This is a genomic window from Actinocorallia libanotica (assembly GCF_039525175.1).
GTDB lineage: Bacteria > Actinomycetota > Actinomycetes > Streptosporangiales > Streptosporangiaceae > Actinocorallia > Actinocorallia libanotica.
Genome location: NZ_BAAAHH010000001.1, coordinates 313,992 through 333,930, shown reverse-complemented (window position 1 = coordinate 333,930; position 19,939 = coordinate 313,992). Strand labels below are relative to the sequence as shown.

General features: G+C 73.6%; 19 protein-coding genes. 10 read left to right on the top strand and 9 right to left on the bottom strand.

The features are described 5' to 3' along the window. Window positions 1–4: 4 nt before the first annotated feature. Window positions 5–562: a TetR/AcrR family transcriptional regulator gene (locus ABD140_RS01750; RefSeq protein ID WP_344235915.1), complete on the bottom strand. Its 558-nt coding sequence runs from the start codon at window positions 560–562 to the stop codon at window positions 5–7. Window positions 563–653: 91 nt separating this feature from the next. On the opposite strand from ABD140_RS01750, the gene ABD140_RS01745 reads away from it, so the two are divergent. Beyond that, window positions 654–2,021 (top strand): MFS transporter, encoded by a 1,368-nt coding sequence (locus tag ABD140_RS01745; RefSeq protein ID WP_344235913.1) that lies wholly within the window; start codon window positions 654–656, stop codon window positions 2,019–2,021. Window positions 2,022–2,099: 78 nt separating this feature from the next. Here the strand turns inward: ABD140_RS01745 and ABD140_RS01740 are convergent, their stop codons facing one another. Further along, on the bottom strand, window positions 2,100–2,669 hold the full coding sequence (locus ABD140_RS01740) for a DinB family protein (RefSeq protein ID WP_344235911.1): 570 nt from the start codon (window positions 2,667–2,669) through the stop codon (window positions 2,100–2,102). A gap of 101 nt (window positions 2,670–2,770) precedes the next feature. On the opposite strand from ABD140_RS01740, the gene ABD140_RS01735 reads away from it, so the two are divergent. Both ABD140_RS01735 and ABD140_RS01730 read left to right on the top strand, forming a co-directional pair. Next, window positions 2,771–3,769, top strand: a complete 999-nt coding sequence (locus tag ABD140_RS01735) for a helix-turn-helix transcriptional regulator (RefSeq protein WP_344235909.1) — start codon at window positions 2,771–2,773, stop codon at window positions 3,767–3,769. A gap of 204 nt (window positions 3,770–3,973) precedes the next feature. Next, the gene (locus ABD140_RS01730; protein WP_344235907.1) at window positions 3,974–4,384 is read left to right on the top strand and encodes a hypothetical protein; all 411 of its coding nucleotides are present in this window, start codon (window positions 3,974–3,976) and stop codon (window positions 4,382–4,384) included. Here ABD140_RS01730 and ABD140_RS01725 read toward each other — a convergent pair. Further along, on the bottom strand, window positions 4,356–4,862 hold the full coding sequence (locus ABD140_RS01725; RefSeq protein ID WP_344235905.1) for a hypothetical protein: 507 nt from the start codon (window positions 4,860–4,862) through the stop codon (window positions 4,356–4,358). The genes ABD140_RS01730 and ABD140_RS01725 overlap by 29 nt on opposite strands. Window positions 4,863–4,893: 31 nt before the next feature. Beyond that, a complete protein-coding gene (locus ABD140_RS01720; RefSeq protein WP_344235903.1) occupies window positions 4,894–5,118 on the bottom strand; it encodes a hypothetical protein in 225 nt (74 codons plus the stop codon). A gap of 379 nt (window positions 5,119–5,497) precedes the next feature. Between ABD140_RS01720 and leuA the strand changes: the two genes are divergently transcribed. Beyond that, window positions 5,498–7,195: a 2-isopropylmalate synthase gene (gene leuA / locus ABD140_RS01715; protein ID WP_344236421.1), complete on the top strand. Its 1,698-nt coding sequence runs from the start codon at window positions 5,498–5,500 to the stop codon at window positions 7,193–7,195. Window positions 7,196–7,216: 21 nt separating this feature from the next. On the opposite strand, the gene ABD140_RS01710 is transcribed toward leuA, so the two are convergent. Then, on the bottom strand, window positions 7,217–8,212 hold the full coding sequence (locus tag ABD140_RS01710) for a helix-turn-helix transcriptional regulator (protein WP_344235901.1): 996 nt from the start codon (window positions 8,210–8,212) through the stop codon (window positions 7,217–7,219). A gap of 64 nt (window positions 8,213–8,276) precedes the next feature. Between ABD140_RS01710 and ABD140_RS01705 the strand changes: the two genes are divergently transcribed. Next, window positions 8,277–9,437, top strand: a complete 1,161-nt coding sequence (locus ABD140_RS01705; RefSeq protein WP_344235899.1) for an epoxide hydrolase family protein — start codon at window positions 8,277–8,279, stop codon at window positions 9,435–9,437. A 43-nt stretch (window positions 9,438–9,480) separates the two neighbouring features. On the opposite strand, the gene ABD140_RS01700 is transcribed toward ABD140_RS01705, so the two are convergent. Further along, complete coding sequence (locus ABD140_RS01700; protein ID WP_344235897.1) at window positions 9,481–11,826, bottom strand: beta-glucosidase family protein; 2,346 nt, start codon at window positions 11,824–11,826, stop codon at window positions 9,481–9,483. A gap of 107 nt (window positions 11,827–11,933) precedes the next feature. Here ABD140_RS01700 and ABD140_RS01695 point away from each other — a divergent pair, with 107 nt between their 5' ends. Next, window positions 11,934–12,491 (top strand): TetR/AcrR family transcriptional regulator, encoded by a 558-nt coding sequence (locus ABD140_RS01695; protein WP_344235895.1) that lies wholly within the window; start codon window positions 11,934–11,936, stop codon window positions 12,489–12,491. 60 nt (window positions 12,492–12,551) lie between these two features. Here ABD140_RS01695 and ABD140_RS01690 read toward each other — a convergent pair whose 3' ends face one another. Both ABD140_RS01690 and ABD140_RS01685 read right to left on the bottom strand, forming a co-directional pair. Beyond that, a complete protein-coding gene (locus ABD140_RS01690; protein ID WP_344235893.1) occupies window positions 12,552–13,886 on the bottom strand; it encodes a lipase family protein in 1,335 nt (444 codons plus the stop codon). A gap of 179 nt (window positions 13,887–14,065) precedes the next feature. After that, on the bottom strand, window positions 14,066–16,015 hold the full coding sequence (locus ABD140_RS01685; RefSeq protein WP_344235891.1) for a WD40 repeat domain-containing serine/threonine protein kinase: 1,950 nt from the start codon (window positions 16,013–16,015) through the stop codon (window positions 14,066–14,068). Window positions 16,016–16,130: 115 nt separating this feature from the next. Between ABD140_RS01685 and mftR the strand changes: the two genes are divergently transcribed. Further along, window positions 16,131–16,772 (top strand): mycofactocin system transcriptional regulator, encoded by a 642-nt coding sequence (mftR, locus tag ABD140_RS01680; protein WP_344235889.1) that lies wholly within the window; start codon window positions 16,131–16,133, stop codon window positions 16,770–16,772. On the opposite strand, the gene mftG is transcribed toward mftR, so the two are convergent. Then, the gene (mftG, locus tag ABD140_RS01675) at window positions 16,698–18,215 is read right to left on the bottom strand and encodes a mycofactocin dehydrogenase MftG (protein WP_344235887.1); all 1,518 of its coding nucleotides are present in this window, start codon (window positions 18,213–18,215) and stop codon (window positions 16,698–16,700) included. The genes mftR and mftG overlap by 75 nt on opposite strands. Before the next feature lie 103 nt (window positions 18,216–18,318). Here mftG and mftA point away from each other — a divergent pair, with 103 nt between their 5' ends. From mftA to mftC, 3 genes are read left to right on the top strand one after another with little or no spacing between them, the layout of a single operon-like run. Further along, entirely contained in the window at window positions 18,319–18,414 is a 96-nt protein-coding gene (gene mftA, locus ABD140_RS01670; protein WP_344235885.1) for a mycofactocin precursor MftA, read from the top strand. 11 nt (window positions 18,415–18,425) lie between these two features. Continuing rightward, entirely contained in the window at window positions 18,426–18,704 is a 279-nt protein-coding gene (gene mftB, locus ABD140_RS01665; protein ID WP_344235883.1) for a mycofactocin biosynthesis chaperone MftB, read from the top strand. After that, on the top strand, window positions 18,701–19,924 hold the full coding sequence (mftC, locus tag ABD140_RS01660) for a mycofactocin radical SAM maturase (RefSeq protein ID WP_344235881.1): 1,224 nt from the start codon (window positions 18,701–18,703) through the stop codon (window positions 19,922–19,924). The genes mftB and mftC overlap by 4 nt, the downstream gene beginning before the upstream one ends. Window positions 19,925–19,939 lie beyond the last annotated feature (15 nt).

Genomic DNA, 19,939 nt, shown 5'->3' with positions numbered 1-19,939 from the left:
CGCCTTACGGACGGGTGTCGAGGAGGAGTTCGGCCAGGGCTCGGGCGGCCAGGGCGGGGTGGGCGTCGGGGCGGGTGACGGCGTGGGCGAGGACGCCGTCGATGAGGACGAGGAGCTGGTCGGCGGCGAAGCCGGGGTCCGGGTGGCCGTGGCGGGACAGCTCGCCGGCGAAGAGGCGGTGGAGGTCGTCCTTGTAGGCGCGGGTCTCGGCGTGGGCGGGGTGGGCCGGGTCGGCGAAGGCGAGGTCGGCGGCGGTGTGGCGGCAGCCGTGGAAGGACGGGCGGGTGGTGATCTCCTCCAGCTCGTCGAAGACGGCGAGGACGCGCACGCGGGGGTCGTCGCCGGCCTCGTCCATGGCCCGGCGGTAGCGGTCGGCGGTGCCCGAGGTGCGCAGGACCTCGGTGATCAGGCCGTCCTTGCCGCCGAAGTGCTGGTAGAGGGAGCGGCGGGCGACGTCGGCGTGTTTGAGGATCGCGTCCACGCCGACGTGCACGCCCTGGGTGTAGGTGAGCTCGCGGGCGGCGTCGAGCAGCCGCTCGCGGGGGCCCGGTCGCGTCGCCATGCCCTGATTCTGGCACGGCATTGACAGTAGACCAACCGTTCTATCTAATGATCTCCCGCGTATACCGAACGTTCTATCTACAGGAGCTGCCATGGTTCGCGCGGGAACCCTCCCCGTCGTGCTGACCGGCGTGTTCATCACGATCCTCGACTTCTTCATCGTCAACGTCGCCGTTCCCCCCATCCAGAGCGACCTGCACGCGAGCGCCTCCGCCGTCCAGTGGACCGTCGCCGGGTACGGGCTGGCGTACGGCTCGCTCCTCATCCTGGGCGGGCGGCTCGGCGACGTCTTCGGCCGCCGCCGGATGTTCGCGCTCGGGCTGGGCCTGTTCACGCTCGCCTCGGCCGTGTGCGGCCTGAGCCCCGACGCGGCGACGCTGGTCGCCGCCCGTGTCGTCCAGGGCGCGGCGGCCGCCCTGCTGGCCCCGCAGGTGCTGGCCGTCCTGCGCACCTCCTACAGCGGCGCCGCCCAGGTCAGGGCCGTCAACCTCTACGCGCTGACGATGGGCATGGCCGCGGTGTTCGGCCAGCTCATCGGCGGCCTGCTCATCCGCGCCGACCTGTTCGGGGCGGGCTGGCGCGCCTGCTTCCTGGTCAATCTGCCGATCGGCGCGATCGCCCTGGCGCTGACCCGGCGCATGGTCCCCGAGAGCCGGCAGGACGGCGCCGCGCGCCTGGACCTCGGCGGCGCCGTCCTGGTCACCCTCGCCCTGACCGCGGCCCTCCTGCCCCTGATCGAGGGCCGCGAGCAGGGCTGGCCGTGGTGGACGTGGGCGTCGTTCGCCGCGGCGGCCGCGCTCCTCCTCGGCTACGCCCGGCGGCGCCACACCTCGCCGCTGATCGACCTGTCCCTGTTCCGCGAGCGCGCGTTCACCGTCGGCCTGCTCACCCAGCTCGCCTTCACCATGGGCATGGCCGCCTACTTCCTGGTCTTCGCCCTCTACGTCCAGGAGGGCCGCGGCCTGGACGCCCTCCAGGCCGGACTGGTCTTCACGCCGATCGGGATCGGCTACCTGGCGGCCTCGTCGCTCGCGCCCCGGCTCGCCGCGCGCCTCGGCCGCCAGGCCATCGCGCTCGGCGGGCTGACCCGGGCCGCCGGGCTGGGCCTCGTCCTGCTCGCCGTCCACCTGGACGCGCCGCTCGGCTGGCTGGTCCCCGCACTGGCCCTCGACGGCGTCGGCATGGGCCTGGCCCTCTCCCCGATCATGGGCACCGTCCTGGCCAGGGTCTCCCCCCGGCACGCCGGAGCCGCCGCGGGCATGCTCACCGCGACCCAGCAGGTGGGCGGGGCGCTCGGCGTGGGCATCGTGGGCATCGTCTTCTACGGCGCCCTGCCCGGCGGCGTCCCCCACGCCTTCCAGCACGGGCTGGTCTACCTCATCGCCGCCGCCCTCGTCCTCGCCTGCCTCGTCCAGCTGCTCCCGCGCACCACCGCCGCGCCCCTGGCCGCCGCCACGTGACGGAACGGCCCGAGCGGCACCGCAGCCGGCCGGCCGGGGCGGACCGGGTCTGGACGGACCCGGTCCGCCCGGGACGGGTCAGCTCGCCGTCCGGCCGTCGAGCGTCTCGCGGAGGATGTCGGCGTGCCCGGCGTGCTGGGCGGTCTCGGCGATGAGGTGCAGGAGCACGCCGCGCACGCTGCGCACCGCTCCCGGCTCGTGCCAGGGGGCCTCCGGCAGCGGGTGGGCCGCCGACAGGTCGGGGACGGCGGCGATGACCTCCGCGCTGCGGGCGGCGATCCGCTCGTAGCGCTCGACGACCTGGGCCAGGGTCTCACCGGGTTCCATCCGGAAGCCGTTCTGGTGGTCGATCGCCCACTGCGGGAACTCGCGGGCGGTACCGGCCGCGAAGTCCTCCCAGGTGACGCCTTCGGGCAGGTCGTGGGGCATCGCCGAGGGGCCCTCGACCACGAAGCGCATCCACTGCTCCTCCATGGAGGCCACGTGCTTGACCAGGCCGCCCGGGCACAGCGCGCTGGCCGTGGGGCGCGCGGCGGCCTGCTCGTCGTCGAGACCGCGCACGGCGGCGGTCAGCGCCGACCGCGCGGTCGCGAGCGCGGCGAGCAGCTCGGCGCGCTCGGTGTCGAGGGTGGAAGGGGAAAGGGGCATGGCGGTCGTTTCCTTTCGATCGTTCGCGTCGTCGGACACGGGAAGACAGTCGCAGGTGAAGAGGCCAGGTAGTGTCCGCTTCTCAGGGCAATATCGGAGGCATGCCGAAGACCTCAGCGCGACTGCTGTCGCTGCTCTCCCTGCTCCAGGCGCGCCGTGACTGGCCGGGGTCGCTGCTGGCCGAACGGCTCGACGTCAGCCCGCGCACCGTGCGCCGCGACGTCGAGCGCCTGCGCGAGCTCGGCTACCGCGTCCTGGCCGTCAAAGGACCCGACGGCGGATACCGGCTCGACGCCGGCGCGGAACTGCCTCCGCTGCTGTTCGACGACGACCAGGCGGTCGCCCTCGCCATCGCGCTCCAGACCGTCGCCGCCACCGGCGCCGGCGTCGAGGAGGGCGCGGCACGCGCGCTGCACACCATCCGGCAGGTCATGCCCGCGCGGCTGCGCCACCGCGTCGACGCCCTCCGGGTCACCGCCGTCGAGCGGCCCGCCTCCCCGACGGGCCCGCGCGTCGACGGCGGCGTGCTCATGGCGCTCAGCGCCGCCGTCCACGCCCGCGAAGTGCTGCGCTTCGACTACGCGGGAGCCGACGGCGCCCCCGCGCAGGCACCTCCGCGCCGGGTGCAGCCCCACCACCTCGTCACCTGGGGCGGACGCTGGTACCTCGTCGCCTGGGACCTCGACCGCGACGACTGGCGCATCTTCCGCGCCGACCGGATCGCCCCCCGCGTTCCCACGGGCCCCCGCTTCACCCCGCGGCAACCGCCTGGAGGCGACGTCGCCGCCTTCATCACCGGCAGGTTCCAGGGCTCCGGCGCATCCGGCGGCCGGCCCTGCCGAGGCGAGGTGATCCTCGACCTCCCCGCGTCCACCGTCCTCCGCTACACCCGCGAGGGCCTCGTCGAGGAACTCGGCCCGAACCGCTCCCGCCTCGTCCTGGGCTCCTGGTCGTGGACCGCCCTCGCCGCCGACGTCGGCAGGTTCGACGCCGACATCGAGGTCGTCGGACCACCCGAACTCGCGGCCGCCTTCGCCCGCCTCGCCCGCCGCTACACCGCCGCGGCCACGCCACCGGCGCGGATGCGTCGTCCCGAATGAGGAGTCAGGACCGGGCGTCGCCGCGGAGGCGGGGCACCTAACGAGCCACCTCGTCATCCGATGCCACCAAGTGCATCGTGTGCTCCTTGGGTATGCTCCGCCCATGGCCGAGCGCATGTGGACCCGCCACGCCCACGCCCTCGCCGCGGCCGTCGGGACGGTCTTCGACATCCTCGTCCACGGCCGGCGGCCGTCCGCCGCGCGATGAGCGACGATCCTCCGTCCGAGGACTGGACCCTGGCCGACCTGGAGCTGATCCGGCTGGAGATCTCCATGGACCCCCGCCTCGGCCGCCTGACGGCGACGCTCTCCCCCGAGGGCCTGGCCGACTGGGAGGAGCAGGCCCGCCGCCGCGCGCCCGGGGAGCTGCCCGTGGCCGAGGACGACCTGGCCCCCTCCGAGCGCGTCCCCGCGATGGCCGAGGAGATCCTCGCGGAGCTGACCCGCGACGCGAGGACGCTGCGCGCCCTGGCCGGCTCGCGCTACCAGAACACCCTGGTGGCCGTGGCCGCCAACCCCGCCTGCCCCGCCGCCGTCAGGTCCCGGCTGGCCGCGCACCACTCCCCGGCCGTCCGCCGCGCCGCGCTCACCGCGTCCGGACGAGACCCCAGCTGACCGGCCTCCGCCGGGGCCGGACCGGGCGGAGGGCCTCCTCCCGGACCGGCGCGGCCAGGACGCCGGTGTCGCCCCCGACGACCGTCCGGCCGCGGACGCCGGCGAACGTGCGCGCCACCTCCAGGGCGCCTTCGACGCGGACCTCGCTGCCCGCGGTGGCGAAGCCGCCCGCCCGGACGTCGCCGCGCACCCACAGGAACGGGCCGGAGTCGCGTTCGGCGTTGATGATCCAGCCCGAGACGGCGAGGTCACCGTAGACGGCCACGCCCAGGACCGCGCCCGGCCCCGCCTTCGGCACCCCCGTCGCCCTCGCCCAGACCTCGAGCGCGGCGAAGTCCAGCGGCAGATGCTCCAGCCCGGTGTCGCCCACGCAGACGATGACCTGGGCGCCGTCGCCGGCTCCGGCCAGGGAGAACAGCGACCGCAGACCGAAGTCCCGGTCGGCGTCGCGCAGGGCTATGGCTCTGATGTCGTTCATCGGATACCGGCACTCCTCTCATCGGTGGCCGTCAGTCCCACCAGCGGGACAGACGGAAGACGGCTCCCGTGCGCCGCACCTCGACGACGGCGCACGCGCCGTTCTCGGCGCGGGCCTGCAGCCGGTACAGGCGTGCCCCGCCGGGGGCCTGCCAGATGTCCAGGACGCGCACGCGGTAGCGGCGGCCCCTGCGGATGATGCTCTTCGGAGCCCCGGACGGGTCGGTCTCCGCGACGATCGGTTCATCTCTCAGCACGTCCCGTAACCTACCCAACAGACTCGATCACATGTTCGAATCACGAAGGACATGGCGTGCCGTTGCCGGTTTCTTGCCCCGCCTTGGCGGTCCGGGCGGCGGAGGCGGCCGGTTGCGGCGAAGGGCGCGGAGGTCTAGGGTCCCGGTCATGCGTCTTCGTGGACTCCTTCTTCTCGACCGCCGCGGCGGGGCCTGAAACGACCGGCACCCCTCCGCGGGGTTCGGTGCTGCGCCGGTCGTCCGGCTTGCGAAGAAGGAAACACGAAGCATGTCTTTCAGCGGTATGTCCGCGCCCAGCCACCGCGCGTCGAAGATCCGCACCCCGTCCGGCCCCGTGCCCGCCGACGCCCCCTCCTGGAACCCTCAGCGGCACAGCGCGATGCCGAGCCACCGGTACCGCGCCGTGCACGAGCGGGTAGAGCTGCCCCTGGCCGAGCGGGACTGGCCGCGGCGGCGGCTGGAGCGGGCGCCCCTGTGGGTGCCGGTCGACCTGCGGGACGGCAACCAGGCACTGGTGGAGCCCATGGACACCCCGCGCAAGCGGCGGATGTTCGACCTGATGACGGCCATGGGCTACAAGGAGATCGAGGTCGGCTACCCGTCGGCCAGCCAGACGGACTTCGACTTCGTCCGGCACCTGGCCGCCTCCGACGACCTGCCGGAGGACCTGACGGTCTCGGTGTTCACCCCCGCGCGGGCCGACCTCATCGAGCGGACCTTCGCCTCCATCGAGGGGCTGCCCCGCGCGCTGGTGCACCTGTACACCGCGACGGCGCCGACCTGGCGGGACGTGGTGCTCGGGCAGAGCCGCGCCGAGGTCCACCGGATGGTCCGCGAGGCCGCCGAGCTGGTGGCGCGGCTCGGCGAGGGGCGGCCCGTGCGGTTCGAGTTCTCGCCCGAGGTGTTCAACCTGACCGAGCCGGACTTCGTGCTGGAGGTCTGCAACGGGCTCAGCGGGCTGTGGGACGCCTGCCCCGACCGGCCCGTCGTGCACAACCTCCCGGCGACCGTCGAGATCGCCTCGCCCAACGTCTACGCCGACCAGATCGAGTACATGGACCGCCACCTGGAGCGGCGCGACGGGGTGATCCTGTCGGTGCACCCGCACAACGACCGCGGCACCGGCGTGGCCTGCGCGGAGCTGGCCGTCCTGGCGGGCGCGCAGCGCGTCGAGGGCTGCCTGTTCGGCAACGGGGAGCGCACGGGCAACGTCGACCTGGTCACCCTCGCCCTCAACCTGCACGCCCAGGGCGTCGACCCGATGATCGACTTCTCGGACGTCGACGAGATCCGGCGGACGGTCGAGCACTGCAACCGGCTGCCCGTCCACCCGCGCCACCCGTACGCGGGCGAACTGGTCTACACGGCGTTCTCCGGCACCCACCAGGACGCCATCAAGAAGGGCTTCGCCCACCACGCCGCCCGCGCCGCCGAGCTGGGCGTCCCCGAGGACCAGGCCCCGTGGGCGGTCCCGTACCTGCCGATCGACCCGGCGGACGTGGGCCGCGACTACGAGGCCGTCATCCGCGTCAACAGCCAGTCCGGCAAGGGCGGCGTCGCCTACCTGCTGCACACCCACCACGGCCTGGACCTGCCGCGCGGCCTGCAGATCGACTTCTCCCGCGAGGTGCAGCGCCTCACCGACGGCACCGGCGCCGAGGCCACCCCCGACGACCTGTGGAACCTGTTCCGCGCCACCTACCTCTCCCCCGCGGCCGACGGCCCGTGGACCCTGGGCGACTGGCGGACCGGTGAGCCGTCCCCCGGCGAACACGAATTCCACTGTGTTCTCCGGACCCAGGACGGTCTGCACGCGGCGGACGGCACCGAGCACAAGCTCACCGGCACCGGCAACGGCCCCCTCGCCGCCTTCACCGACGCCCTGGCCGCGGTGGGCGTGACCGTCGACGTCCTCGACTACGCCGAGCACGCCGTCCGCTCCGGCCCCGACAGCCCGGCCGTCGCCTACGCCCGCTGCGAGGTCGACGGCGCCGTCCGCTGGGGCGCCGGCCGGGACACCTCGCTCCTGACCGCCTCGGTCCACGCCGTCCTCGCCGCCGTGAACCGCGCCCGCTGACCCGCGCCCCGGGTGCCGCCGTCAGGAACCGGCGGCGGTACCCGGACCGTGCGGACGGGATCCATCAGCGGCACGGCGCAGCCTCTCCGCGACCTCGAGGAGCACCGGGACCAGCTCCGGCGGGTCGAGCACCTCGAAGTCGAAGCCCTTGGCCGCGACGTGGACGGCGATCTCCCGCAGGGAGTCCGAGCCCGCGTGGAACACGCAGCTGTGCCCGTCGACGGCCTCCAGACGGCCCGCGGTCGGCGAGGTGTGCGGGGCGACCTCCGCCAGGGGCGCGTGGAAGAGGATGCGCGCCCGATGGGCGTAGGGAGCCACGCTGATCGACGTGGAGACGTAGGCCGCGGCGTCCTCGTGCGGCAGCGGACGCGGGGTGAAGCGGGCCCCCGGCTGCCCGAGCGGGGACATGATCCGGTCGGCGCGGAACGTCCGCCAGTCCTCTCTGCCCGTGTCCCACGCCAGGAGGTACCAGCGGTGCGGGGTGTGCACCAGCCGGTACGGCTCCACCTCGCGGACCTGCTCCTGCTCCCCCCGCCGGTGGCGCAGCCGGATCCGGCGGTGGTCCCGGCAGGCCGCGGCGATCGCGGCGGGCAGGGCGGCGTCCACGGTCTCGGCGGCCGCTCCGGTGAGCGGCACGACCGATGACCGGAACGCGGTGACCCGGTGCCGCAGCCGGGAGGGCAGCACCTGCTGGAGCTTGGCCAACGCCCGCAGCGCCGGCTCCCCCAGCCCGGTGACGCTGCCCGTGGCCGCCGTGCGCAGGCTGATCGTCACCGCCACCGCCTCCTCGTCGTCGAGCAGCAGAGGCGGCAGGGCCGTGCCGGAGCCGAGCCGGTATCCGCCCGCCGCCCCGGGGGCCGCGTCGACCGGGTAGCCCAGTTCGCGCAGCCGGCCGACGTCACGGCGCACCGTGCGCAGTCCGACGCCCAGCCGCTCGGCGAGCTCCGCGCCGGTCCAGTCCGCGCGGGACTGCAGGAGGGAGAGCAGGCGGAGCAGCCGGGCGGAGGTGTCCAACACGGGATTCATTATGTGCCGCCATTGGTGCCAGGAGCTGACACCGATCGTCGTTAGCGTCCGGGACATGAGCGATAACGCCACTTCCTCGATCACACCGTTCCGCATCGAGATCCCCCAGCAGGACCTCGACGATCTTCGCGATCGGCTGCGCCGCACCCGCTGGGCCCCGGAGCTTCCCGGAACCGGCTGGGAGCGCGGCGTTCCGACCGGCTACCTGCGCGAACTCGCCTGCTACTGGGCCGACGGCTTCGATTGGCGTGCACGGGAGAAGGAACTCAACGAACTCCCCCAGTTCACCACCACGGCCGGCGGCACCCGCCTCCACTTCCTGCACGTGCGTTCCGCCGAGCCGGGGGCCGTCCCCCTCCTGCTCCTGCACGGCTGGCCCGGATCATTCGCCGGGTTCCTCGAACTGGTCGGCCCGCTCACCGACCCCGCGGCGCACGGCGGCGACCCCGCCGACGCCTTTCATCTGGTGATCCCGTCCCTGCCCGGTTACGGCTTCTCCGGCCCGCCCCCCTCCGCCGGCTGGACCGACGGCAGCACCGCGGCGGCGCTCGCCGAGCTGATGCCGCGCCTCGGCTACGAGCGCTACGGCGTGCACGGCGGTGACGTCGGAGCGCTCATCGCGCCGCTGATGGGACGGATCGCTCCGGAGCGCGTCATCGGCGTCCACGTCAACGCCCTGCTCACCTTCCCCGAGGACGATCCCGCCGTGATGGGTTCGTTGAACGAGCGGGAACGCGGCCGGCTCGCCGCGATGAAGCGGTGGCAGGAGGATCAGAGCGCGTACATGCGGCTCCAGGGCACCCGGCCGCAGACCATCGCCGCCGCGCTGCACGACAGCCCCTCCGGCCAGCTCGCCTGGATCGTGGAGAAGTTCAAGGAGTGGACGGACCCCGCCGTCGCACTGCCCCATGAGGCGGCGGACCGGGACGACATCCTCACCGACGTGAGCGTCTACTGGTTCACCGGCACGGCGGGCCCCGCCGCGCACACCTACTTCGAGCGGTTCAACGACCCCGGGATGTGGGCGCCGAAGCCGCGCGGCTCGGTGCCGACCGCGGTCGCGGTGTTCCCCACCGATTTCTCGGTCCGCCCCCTGGCCGAGAGATCACACCACGTGGTGCGCTGGACCGAGTTCGAACGGGGCGGCCACTTCCCGGCCCTGGAGGCCCCGGACCTGCTGGCCGGGGACCTCCGGGAATTCTTCGGGGAACGGTGACCGGGACCGTCGTGGCCTCGCCGTGGCGGCGGCGTTCGGCGGATCAGGATCGGTCGAGGCGGGTGGTGAGGGGCGTGTCGGTCAGGGAATGTCCGGTGTGGAGGACGTGGTCGCCGGGAGCGGGGACCCAGGCGCCGTCCTGCCAGACGCAGAAGGCGCGTTCGGGGAGGGGCAGGGTGACGGTGACGGACTCGCCGGGGGCGGCTTCGGCCACGGCGAAGGCGGCCAGCCAACGGGAAGGGCGGGTCTCGTCCGGGGACGCGGGGGCCAGGTAGGTCTGGACGACCTCGCGGCCGGGGCGGGGGCCGGTGTTGCGCAGGGTCACGTGCAGCACGCCCTCCTCGTGGACGGCCTTCTCGTACGTCCAGGTGGTGTAGCCCAGGCCGGAGCCGAACTCGTAGGCCGGGACGGCGCCGGAGCGCTGCCAGGCGCGGTAGCCGATGAAGACGCCCTCGTCGTAGCGCATGGTGCCGTCGACGGGGGTGACGTCGGTGACGGGGCAGTCCTCCAAGACGGCGGGCCAGGTGGTGGGGAGGCGGCCGCCGGGCTCGGCGCGGCCGGTGAGGACGTCGGCGAGGGCGTGCCCGGCCTCCTGGCCGGGGAACCAGGTGAGCAGGACGGCGGCGGCGTCATGGCGCCAGGGCATCTCGACGGGGGAGCCGGCGTTGACCACGACGATCGTGCGGGGGTTGGCGGCGGCGACCCGGCGGACCAGCTCGTCCTGGCGGCCGGGCAGCCGCAGCGAGGTGCGGTCGAAGCCCTCGCTCTCGACCTCCTTGGACGTGCCGACGACCACGACCGCGAGGTCGGAGGCAGCGGCGGCGGGCTCCGCCTCGGCCAGCAGGGTGTCGGGGTCGGCGGTGGGGTCGCGGTGCACCAGGGCGAAGCCGACGAACGGCACGGGCATCTCGCCCCGCGCGATCCGGTGCACCAGCTCGATCTCCACCTCCACGCCCTCCTGGAGCGGCACGGAGAACACCTTCTGCGGGGCGAAGAAGAACGCGGCGAACGGGTCGTCGCTCTCGGGGGCGATGGTGCCGTCGAACAGGACGTCACCGCCGACCGCGAGGCGGAAGGCCCCGACGCCCTCGATCGCGATCAGGTGGTCGCCGCTCTCGTCGGGGGTGAAGGCGCCGCGCATGGCGACGGAGCCGAGCACGGTGTGGTCGACGCCTTCGGGCATCTGGCCGACCCACTGCAGCGAGCCGTCCGGCTGGGGGAACTCGCCCAGGACCGTCCCGTCCTCGGCGTAGGCGGTGGTCAGCAGAGGGAAAGAGGCGGGGTTGAGCCGCGTGCTCGGGTCGGCGCCGCGCGCGTACACCACGTCGAGCCCGGCGCTTCGCAGCCCTTCCAGCGGGGAGACGACGTGCGAGGGGAAGACCTGCGCGCTGCCGCCGCCCATGACGCGCGCCTCCTTGGCGAGCCCGCCGATCAGCGCGACGCGCGGGGAGCCCTCGAGCGGCAGGACGCCCTCGTTGCGCAGCAGGGTGAACGAGCGGGCGGCGATCTCGCGGGCGAGGGCCTGCCCGTCCACCTCGGGGAGGTCCGCATCGACGGACGTGCGCCGTGCCAGTTCCAGCACCCGCTGGACGTGCTCGTCGAGCACCTCCTCGGGCACCTCCCCGGCGCGCACGGCCTCGGCCAGCGCGGGCCCGTACACCGTGTCGGGGCCGGGCATCGCGACGTCCAGGCCGCCGAGCGCGGCCCGGACGGTGTCGCGCGCGCCGAACCAGTCGGACACCACGAATCCGTCGAAGCCCCATTCGCCGCGCAGCACTCCGTTGACGAGCTCGCCGTGCTCGCTCATGGTGGTGCCGTTGACGCCGTTGTAGGCCGTCATGATCCCGTACGGGGACGCCTTGCGGACGACGATCTCGAACGGCAGCAGGTACAGCTCGCGCAGCGCCCGTTCGGACACCACGACGTCGGCCGTCATGCGCTCGGTCTCGAAGTCGTTGGCCACGAAGTGCTTGACGGTCACCGCGACCCCGCCGGACTGCACGCCCTGGACGAAGCCGGCGGCCAGTTCGCCGGTGAGCAGCGGGTCCTCGGAGAAGCATTCGAAGTGCCGTCCGCCCAGCGGTGAGCGGTGCAGGTTGACGGTCGGGGCCAGCAGCACCCGCACCCCCTTGCGCCGCGCCTCCGCGGCGAGGAGCCCGCCCGCCCGGCGGACGAGGGCGGTGTCCCAGGTGGCGGCCAGCGCGGTGGGGCTGGGCAGCGCGATCGACGGGTCGGCGGCCGACCACCGGGTGCCGCGCACGCCGATGGGCCCGTCGGACATGACGAGGCCGTCGAAGCCGAGTTCCGGCACGGCGGGCAGGCTCCACATGTCCCGTCCGGCCAGCAGCCGCGCCCTGGCCTCCACCGGGATCTGGTCGTGGGGGTGCATGAGCGGCTCCTCAGTGACGGTTGCGCGATATGTCGGAATAGTAAGCCCACCTACCGAGCAACAGGTAGCTCATGTTATTTTTTCGTTACCCGATTAGGATGCCGGACATGAACCGTCGCGAGGAGATCCTGCTGGCGGCGCTGGAGGTCTTCGCCGAGCGCGGCTACACCGGCGCCTCGATCGCGGCCGTCGCCGAGCGCGTCGGGCTCACCCAGCAGGGCGTGCTCCACTACTTCCCCAGCAAGGACAGGCTGCTCGCCGAGGTCCTGCGGCTGCGGGACGAGCGCAACCTCGACCTCATCACGCTGCCCGGCGAGAGCGGCCGCATCACCCTCGACACCGTCGCCGCGATCGTCGAGTACAACGAGCAGCGCCGCGGCATCGTCCAGTCCTTCACCGTGCTGTCCGCCGAGAGCGTCCTGGACGGCCACCCCGCCGCCGCGTTCTTCCGCGAACGCTACGGCGGCTCCCGCGCCTGGATGACGCAGGTGATCCGCGCCGAGCTCGGCGACTCCCTCCCCGGCGGCGTCACCCCCGAGCAGGCGGCCCCCCTGCTCTTCGCCGTCATGGACGGCCTGCAGCTCCAGTGGCTCCTGTCCCCCGACGAGATCGACATGTCCGGCCTCTTCCAGGCCTTCCTCGCCCTCCTCCGCTCCGGCGGGTGACGGCACGGCGCGGGCCCCGCCGCGGTGCCGCGGCGGGGCCCGTCCGGACGGTGCGGTCCGTCAGGGCTGGAGGGGCAGCTTCCAGCACTGGGAGGACGCCGACCTGCCCGCGAGGCGGTCGGCCAGCCAGCCCACCGCGCTGCTCTGGTCGGTGATGAGCGGTGTCACGTGGTTGGTGAGGATCTTGTCTCCGAGGTTCGGCAGGACGACCGGCACGTAGGTGACGTTCGCGCCCTTGCGGCACCAGTCCACGGCGAGCCGGCGGGACTGCGCGTGCGGCACGATGTCGTCCTGGGTGCCGCTGGCCACCCGCACCGGGACCGCGGGCTTGAGGTCCCCGATGCGCTGCGCGTCCAGGACGGCCTGCGCCTCGGGCTCGGCCGCGATGACGGCGGCGAGGGACTCGCCGCTGGTGGTCCACCGCTTGCTCGACTGGAAGGCGTAACCGAGGATCGCGTCGCCGACGCACATGGTGGACAGGTCCTCGAGCGCGGCCCGCCCGGCGGCGTTGGTGTTGGCCTCGACGATCCCGCCCAGGGCGGGCGACGCCTGGACGAAGCCGTTGATCGACCAGCCGAGCGCGCCGGCCAGGGCGCTGCCGTCGATGCCCTTCATGACCGCGGTCAGGTCGGCGGGCGGCGCGCCGGAGTAGGCGCCGGCCAGCTTGACGTCCGGCGCGTAGGAGGGCTGGAGTTCGGCGGCCGCGGCGGTGGCGCCGCCGCCCTGGCTGTAGCCGTACAGGCCGACGCGGGAGGCGGAGGTGACCGAAGCCCCGGGCACGGCGCGCGCCGCGCGGGCGGCGTCCAGCAGGGCGTGCGCCCCGTCGAGGCGGTTGACGTAGGTGTGGAGCCGGTCGGTCGCGCCCAGGCCCACATAGTCGGTGACGACGACCGCCGCACCGGTCGACAGGAGGCGGTAGATGGCCAGGTCCTCGTAGGCGACCGAGATGGTGTCGCCCGTCAGCGTCGCCGGGTGCTGGAGGGCGAACGAGGGCGCGCACTGGTCGCCCTGCCCCATGGTGCCCGAGGCCACCGCCACCAGCGGGCGGGGACCTCCGCCCGGCCAGGCCGCCGACGGCTCGATGTAGGCGCCGGTCACCGCCACGGGCAGCCCGTTGGAGTCGGTGGACCTGTACATCAGCCGCGTCGCCGTGCCGGGCAGCGGACGTCCGTCCAGCCCCGGCAGGCTCAGGCCGAGGGGCAGCGGCTCGGTGCGGATCAGCGCGCCGTTGGCGGACGGCAGCTCGGCGGGCGGGTCGTAGAAGACGGGGACGGCCACTCCTCGGGACACCACGGGCTCCGCTTCCGGAGCCGAGGCGAAAGCCGTCCCGACGAGGGCCGTGGAGGCGAGGGCGACGGCCGGCGCCGATCGCGCGAGGGATCCAGCGAGTCTCATGCTCACTCCAGGGGGGATGGTCGGCGCCTCCCACACTGGCCACAGGCCGCCCGCCGGTCTATGCGCGAAGGACACATCTCCCTGCCCCTCACCCATCCCCTGGTGATAAGCACGTTCTCACATCAAACAATGACATTCTGGGCGATATGCCGACAGGCGTCGGGGTCGGCGGAGCGGATTCAGGAACGCCACAGGCGGACCGCGCCCTCGCCGATCCCCGTGCCGGTGGCCAGCAGCCCTCCGGTCGGGCTGAAGGCCACGGCCTCCACGGTGCCGGAGTGGGCGAGCGGCTTCCCCAGCCGTTCACCGGTGGCCACGTCCCATAGCCACAGCACGTTGTCGCTGCTGCCCGCGGCGAGGGTCCCACCGTCCGGGCTGAACGCGACGGAGGCGATGTACTCGTACTTGGCGGCGCCCTTGAAGGGAAGCTTCAGCCGGGTGCGGGAGGCCACGTCCCACACCATCATGGTCCCGCTCTCCCCGCTGCCTCCAGCGGCCAGCAGCCTGCCGTCGGGGCTGAACGCCAACTGCCCGATCACCCCTTCGGCCTTCAGGGTCCGGGTGGCGCCGGTGCCCAGGTCCCACAGCCGCACGACCTCCTCGCTTCCCACCGCGAGAAGGTCGTCCTTCGGGCTGAACGCCACCGCGGTGATCTCGAGGTGCCGGAACCGCGGGTCGAGGGTGCGGACGACCTGATAGGTGGTCAGGTCCCACAACCGCACCAGCTTGTCCTTGCCGACGGTGGCCAGGAGCCCGCCGTCCGGGCCGAACGCGATGTCCCTGACCGTTCCGGCGTGCTCGAGCGGCATCCCGAACTCCGTGCGGGACCTCATGTCCCACATCCGTACCGTTCCCTCCAGGTCCGCGGCGGCGAGGATCCGGCCGTCCCGGCTGAAGGCCAGCCTGAGGATCTGGCCGTCGGCGCTGGCTCGGTCGTCGGAGGCGTTGGCGAACTCGCTCTGCATGGTGCGGGCGGCCACGTCCCACAGCTGCACGCTGTCGCCTCGCGGGGTGTCGGTCGCCACGGCGAGGAGCCGGCCGTCGGGGCTGAAGACCACGGACGAGACGTCTCCGGACCTGGTCAGGGGCTTTCCGTCCCGTGCAGGGGATCTCCAGGACGACGGCGGGGCGCTCGGCGTCGACGCTGGCGCAGGGGCGCCCGTCTTGCGGGACGGCGCCTCCTCGTCGAAGGCGTAGTAGGCGGCCGGGAGGGCGACGGCCGCGCCGGCGGCTCCCAGGGCGATCAGCAGACGGCGGCGGGTGAGCGGGGACCGTCCGGCGGAAGGAGGCGCGCCCGGCACGGTCGGAAGGAGGGACCTGTCGGGGGCGGAGAGCCTGGCCGCCGCCTCTGCCGCGGTGGGCCGGTGGGCGGGGTCCTTGGACATCAGGCTGCGCAGGACCGGTTCGAGCGGGCCGGCGTGGACCATGGGCGCGGGGACGCCGCGGTGGACCGCCAGAAGGGTCACGGCCATGTTGGGGCCCTGGAAGGCCTGTTGCCCTTCGACCGCGTGGTAGAGGGTGGCGCCGAGCGACCACAGGTCGGAGGCGGGGGTGCCGCGGTCTCCGTTGACCTGCTCCGGCGACATGTAGGCGGGGGTTCCCATGAGGCTGCCCTCGGCGGTGAGCGTGGTGGCCCCCTCGAAGGCGGCGATGCCGAAGTCGGTGAGGACCGTCCGGTCCCCGTCCAGCAGGATGTTGGCGGGTTTGATGTCGCGGTGGACGACGCCCGCCGCGTGTGCCGCGGCCAGGGCGTCCGCGATCTGCGCGCCGATCCGGGCGGTCCGCTCGGGTGAGAGCCTCCCGCCGTCTCCGATGACCTGGGCGAGGGACCGGCCGGGGACGTACTCCATGACGATCCAGGGCGTGCCCTTCGCGTCGGTGAACTGGTCGTGGACGGTGACGATGCCCCGGTGCCGCAGCACGCCCGCGGCCCGTGCCTCGCGTTCCATCCGGGCGATCCGGTGCGCGGACTCCGTCCTGCCGAACTCCGGCGGCACCCGCAGCCGTTTGACCGCCACGTCCCGGTCCAGCTGCTCGTCCCGGGCGCGCCAGACCTCCCCCATGCCGCCCTCGCCCAACAGCGCCGTCAGCCGGTACCGGCCAACGACAAGATCATCCGAATCAATCACCCCGTCACATAACCACACACAACCCTTGGATGTCGGGAGTTGCCGCCGAGCCGCCGTCCCTTCGTGACACCCTGGAGTCGTGGCAGGGAGAGGGAGCGGCGGGCGGCAGCCGGTCATGGGCAGACCGAAGGCGACGTCGCGGGCGGAACTGGAGCGGCTGGCCTTCGAGCTGTTCGCGCGGCAGGGCTTCGACGAGACCACGGTCGACGACATCGCGGGGGCCGCGGGGATCGGGCGAAGGACGTTCTTCCGCTACTTCGCCTCCAAGAACGACCTGGTGTGGGGGGACTTCGAGGCGCACCTGCAGCGGCTGCGGGAGCTGCTGGCCGAGGCGGACCCGGGCCGGCCGATGATGACCGCGCTGCGCGAGGCCGTCGTGGAGTTCAACCGCTTCGACACCGAGGACGTGCCCTGGCACCGCCAGCGCATGGAGCTCATCCTGCGGGTGCCGACGCTGCAGGCGGACGCGACGCTGCGCTACAACTCGTGGCGGCGGATCGTCCAGGGCTTCGTGGCCGAGCGGTCCGGGCTGCCGCCGTCCGCGATGTTCCCCAGGCTCGCCGGGCACACCGTGCTGGCCGCCGCGATCGCCGCGTACGAGCACTGGCTGGCCGCCGATCCGGAGGCGGAGCTCTCCGCGCTGGTCGACGAGGCCATCCGCCGCACCGGCGAGGGACTGGCCTCAGCCGGCGCCGCGGAGCACGGCAGCGGCGACGATCTCCCCGATGAGGACGGCGGTGGCGGCGGGGCCCCGTAGGGGGGCGGCGGGCAGGATCGAGGTGTCGGCGACGCGCAGCCCGCGCACGCCGTGCACCCGCCCCTGGCCGTCCACGGCCCCGCCCATCGGGACGGTGCCGCAGGTGTGCTGGGAGGTGCCGATCCGGGAGCGGATCCAGGCGTCGAGGGCCCGGTCGTCGCCGAGGACGGCGGGGCCCGGCTCCAGCAGGCCCGAGGAGAGCTCGGCGAAGACGGGCGAGGCGATCAGCGCGGCCGTCGTCCGTACCGCTTCGCGGAGCCGCCGCCGGTCGTCCTCGGCCTCCAGGTAGCCGTAGTCGATGCGCGGCGCGACGTCCGGGTCCGCCGATTCCGTGCGCAGCCCGCCGCGGACGCGCGGCGCCTGGTCCGAGACGAGGAAGGCCAGCGGGGCGCCGGGGGCCGCCGTCCCCCCGATCAGCGCGGTCAGCGGCACGAGGGACTGCAGGATCTCCAGGTCGCCCGGGTGCTCGCCGCCGGAGGACGTCGTGTGCAGCGCTCCGCCGATCCAGGTGCCGACCGGAGCCGCCATCGGGCGGCGCGGCGTCCACTCCAGCACCACCTGCGGGTGGTCGCCGAGCACGGCCCCGACGGCGGGAAGGTCCTGGACGACGGGGACGCCCAGCCGCGCGAGGTCCTCCGCCGGGCCGATCCCCGACAGGTGCAGCAGGTGCGGGGAACCGAAGGCGCCCGCGCAGAGGATGACCTCCCCGGCCTCCACCGCGCTCCTCCGCCCGGCGTGCTCGACCACCACTCCCGTCGCGCGGCCGCCGGAGACCAGCACCGCGCGCACCGCGTGGTCGCCCAGCACGGTGAGATTGGGGCGGCCCGCCGCCGCGGCCAGGTAGGACAGGCCGGTGTTGATCCGCCGCCCGCCGACGGAGTTCGAGGGGACGGGCCCGAAGCCGGGGGCGTCCTGGGCGTTCTTGTCGAGCTCCTCGGGGAAGCCGAGCTCCTTGGCGGCGGCGCGGAAGGCCTCGGCGGCGGGGTGGCTCAGGTCGGTGCGGGCGACCCGGACCGGCCCCCGGTCGCCGTGCAGCGGCCCGGCTCCCAGGTCGAGGTCGTGTTCCAGGCCGCGCAGGAGCGGCAGCACCCGCTCGTACGACCAGCGCGGGTCGCCGGCGGCCGCCGCCCAGCGGTCGAAGTCCTCGCGCCGGGCCCGGATGAAGTAGCCGCCGTTCACGGTGGTGGAGCCGCCGAGGATCCGGCCCCGGGGCGCCGCGTACGGCCGGTCGGGGGTGAGGTGCGCGGGGTGGTGGCGGACGAACTCGCTGCCGGGCTGCGCGCCGGGGACGACCCGCGCGTCCAGTAGTTCCGGGGGGAGCTCCGGGGGCACCGGCCCCTCCTCCAGGACGAGCACCGTGCGGCCGGGGTCCTCGCTGAGCCGTGCCGCCAGCACCGCCCCGCTCCCGCCCGCGCCGACCACCAGGATGTCGGGGTGCCCCATGGCCGGCCTTCCTTTTCGACACTCGATGCATTTAGTATGCCTCCGAGCCGCGCCGGTGTGAAGCGCATCTCACGGTCCGGCGGTGAACACGAGAGGAGACACCATGAACGAGGCGCACGCCCCCCTGGAGAACGAGGACGCCGTCGTCGAGTCGCTGATCGAGGAGGTCTCGATCGACGGCATGTGCGGCGTCTACTAAGACCGCCCGGTATGTCAAAGATCGACTTGGATCGCGCCTGGGACCTGCACCCGCAGGTCTCGGTGCGGCCCGAACCCTTCGGGGCGCTGCTGTACCACTTCGGCACCCGCAAGCTGTCGTTCCTCAAGGACCGGACGCTGCTGGAGGTCGTGAACGGCCTGCGCGACGCCCCCTCGGCCCGCGCCGCCTGCGCGGCGGCGGGCGTCACCGACCCGGACCTGCCCCGCTACAACGCAGCGCTGTCGGCGCTCGTCCAGTCGTCCATGGTCGTCGAAAGGACCGCCCCATGACCGTCGCGCCCGACCGGAGCCCCCGGCTGGTCGACCTGTTCGAGTACGGGCTGAACTCCCCCATCTGCCTGACCTGGGAGCTGACCTACGCCTGCAACCTGGCGTGCGAGCACTGCCTGTCCAGCTCCGGCCGCCGCGACCCGCGCGAGCTGTCCACCGACGAGTGCAAGGCCGTCATCGACGAGCTCCAGGCGATGCAGGTCTTCTACGTCAACATCGGCGGCGGCGAGCCGACCGTGCGCCCGGACTTCTGGGAGCTGCTGGACTACGCCACCTCGCACAGCGTGGGCGTGAAGTTCTCCACCAACGGCGTGCGCATCACCCCCGAGGCCGCCCGCCGCCTGGCCGCCAACGACTACGTCGACGTCCAGATCTCCCTCGACGGCGCGACGCCCGAGGTCAACGACGCCGTCCGCGGCCCCGGCTCCTACGACACCGCGATCCGCGCCATGCAGAACCTGCACGACGCGGGCATGAAGAACTTCAAGCTGTCGGTCGTGTGCACCCGCCACAACATCCCGCAGATGGACGAGTTCAAGGCGATCGCCGACAGGTACGGAGCCCAGCTGCGGCTGACCCGGCTGCGCCCGTCCGGCCGCGGCGCCGACGTGTGGGACGAGCTGCACCCGCTGCCCGCCCAGCAGCGCGAGCTCTACGACTGGCTGATGGCCAACGGCGACCAGGTGCTGACCGGCGACTCCTTCTTCCACCTGTCGGCGTACGGCCAGGCCCTGCCGGGCCTGAACCTGTGCGGCGCCGGGCGGGTCGTCTGCCTGATCGACCCCGTCGGCGACGTGTACGCCTGCCCGTTCGCCATCCACGACGAGTTCCTCGCCGGGAACGTGCGGGAGACCGGGGGCTTCGCCGGGGTCTGGCGCGAGTCGGAGCTGTTCCGCGACCTGCGCGAGCCGCAGACGGGCGGCGCCTGCTCGTCCTGCTCCTTCTACGACACCTGCAAGGGCGGCTGCATGGCCGCGAAGTTCTTCACCGGCATCCCCCTGGACGGCCCCGACCCCGAGTGCGTCCAGGGCCACGGCGAGACGCTGCTCGCCCAGCGCCCCGAGGACCGCGCGAACATCCCCAAGCCGTCCGCCGACCACTCCCGCCGCACGACCCGCAAGCCGCGGCCGGTGCCCGTCACCCTCAGCACCCGCCGCCCCGAGCGCCCGCCGGTGAGCGCCTGCGAGGAGAACCCCCTCGCCGGGCTGAGTCTTTCCTGACCCCTCCCCCGTGAA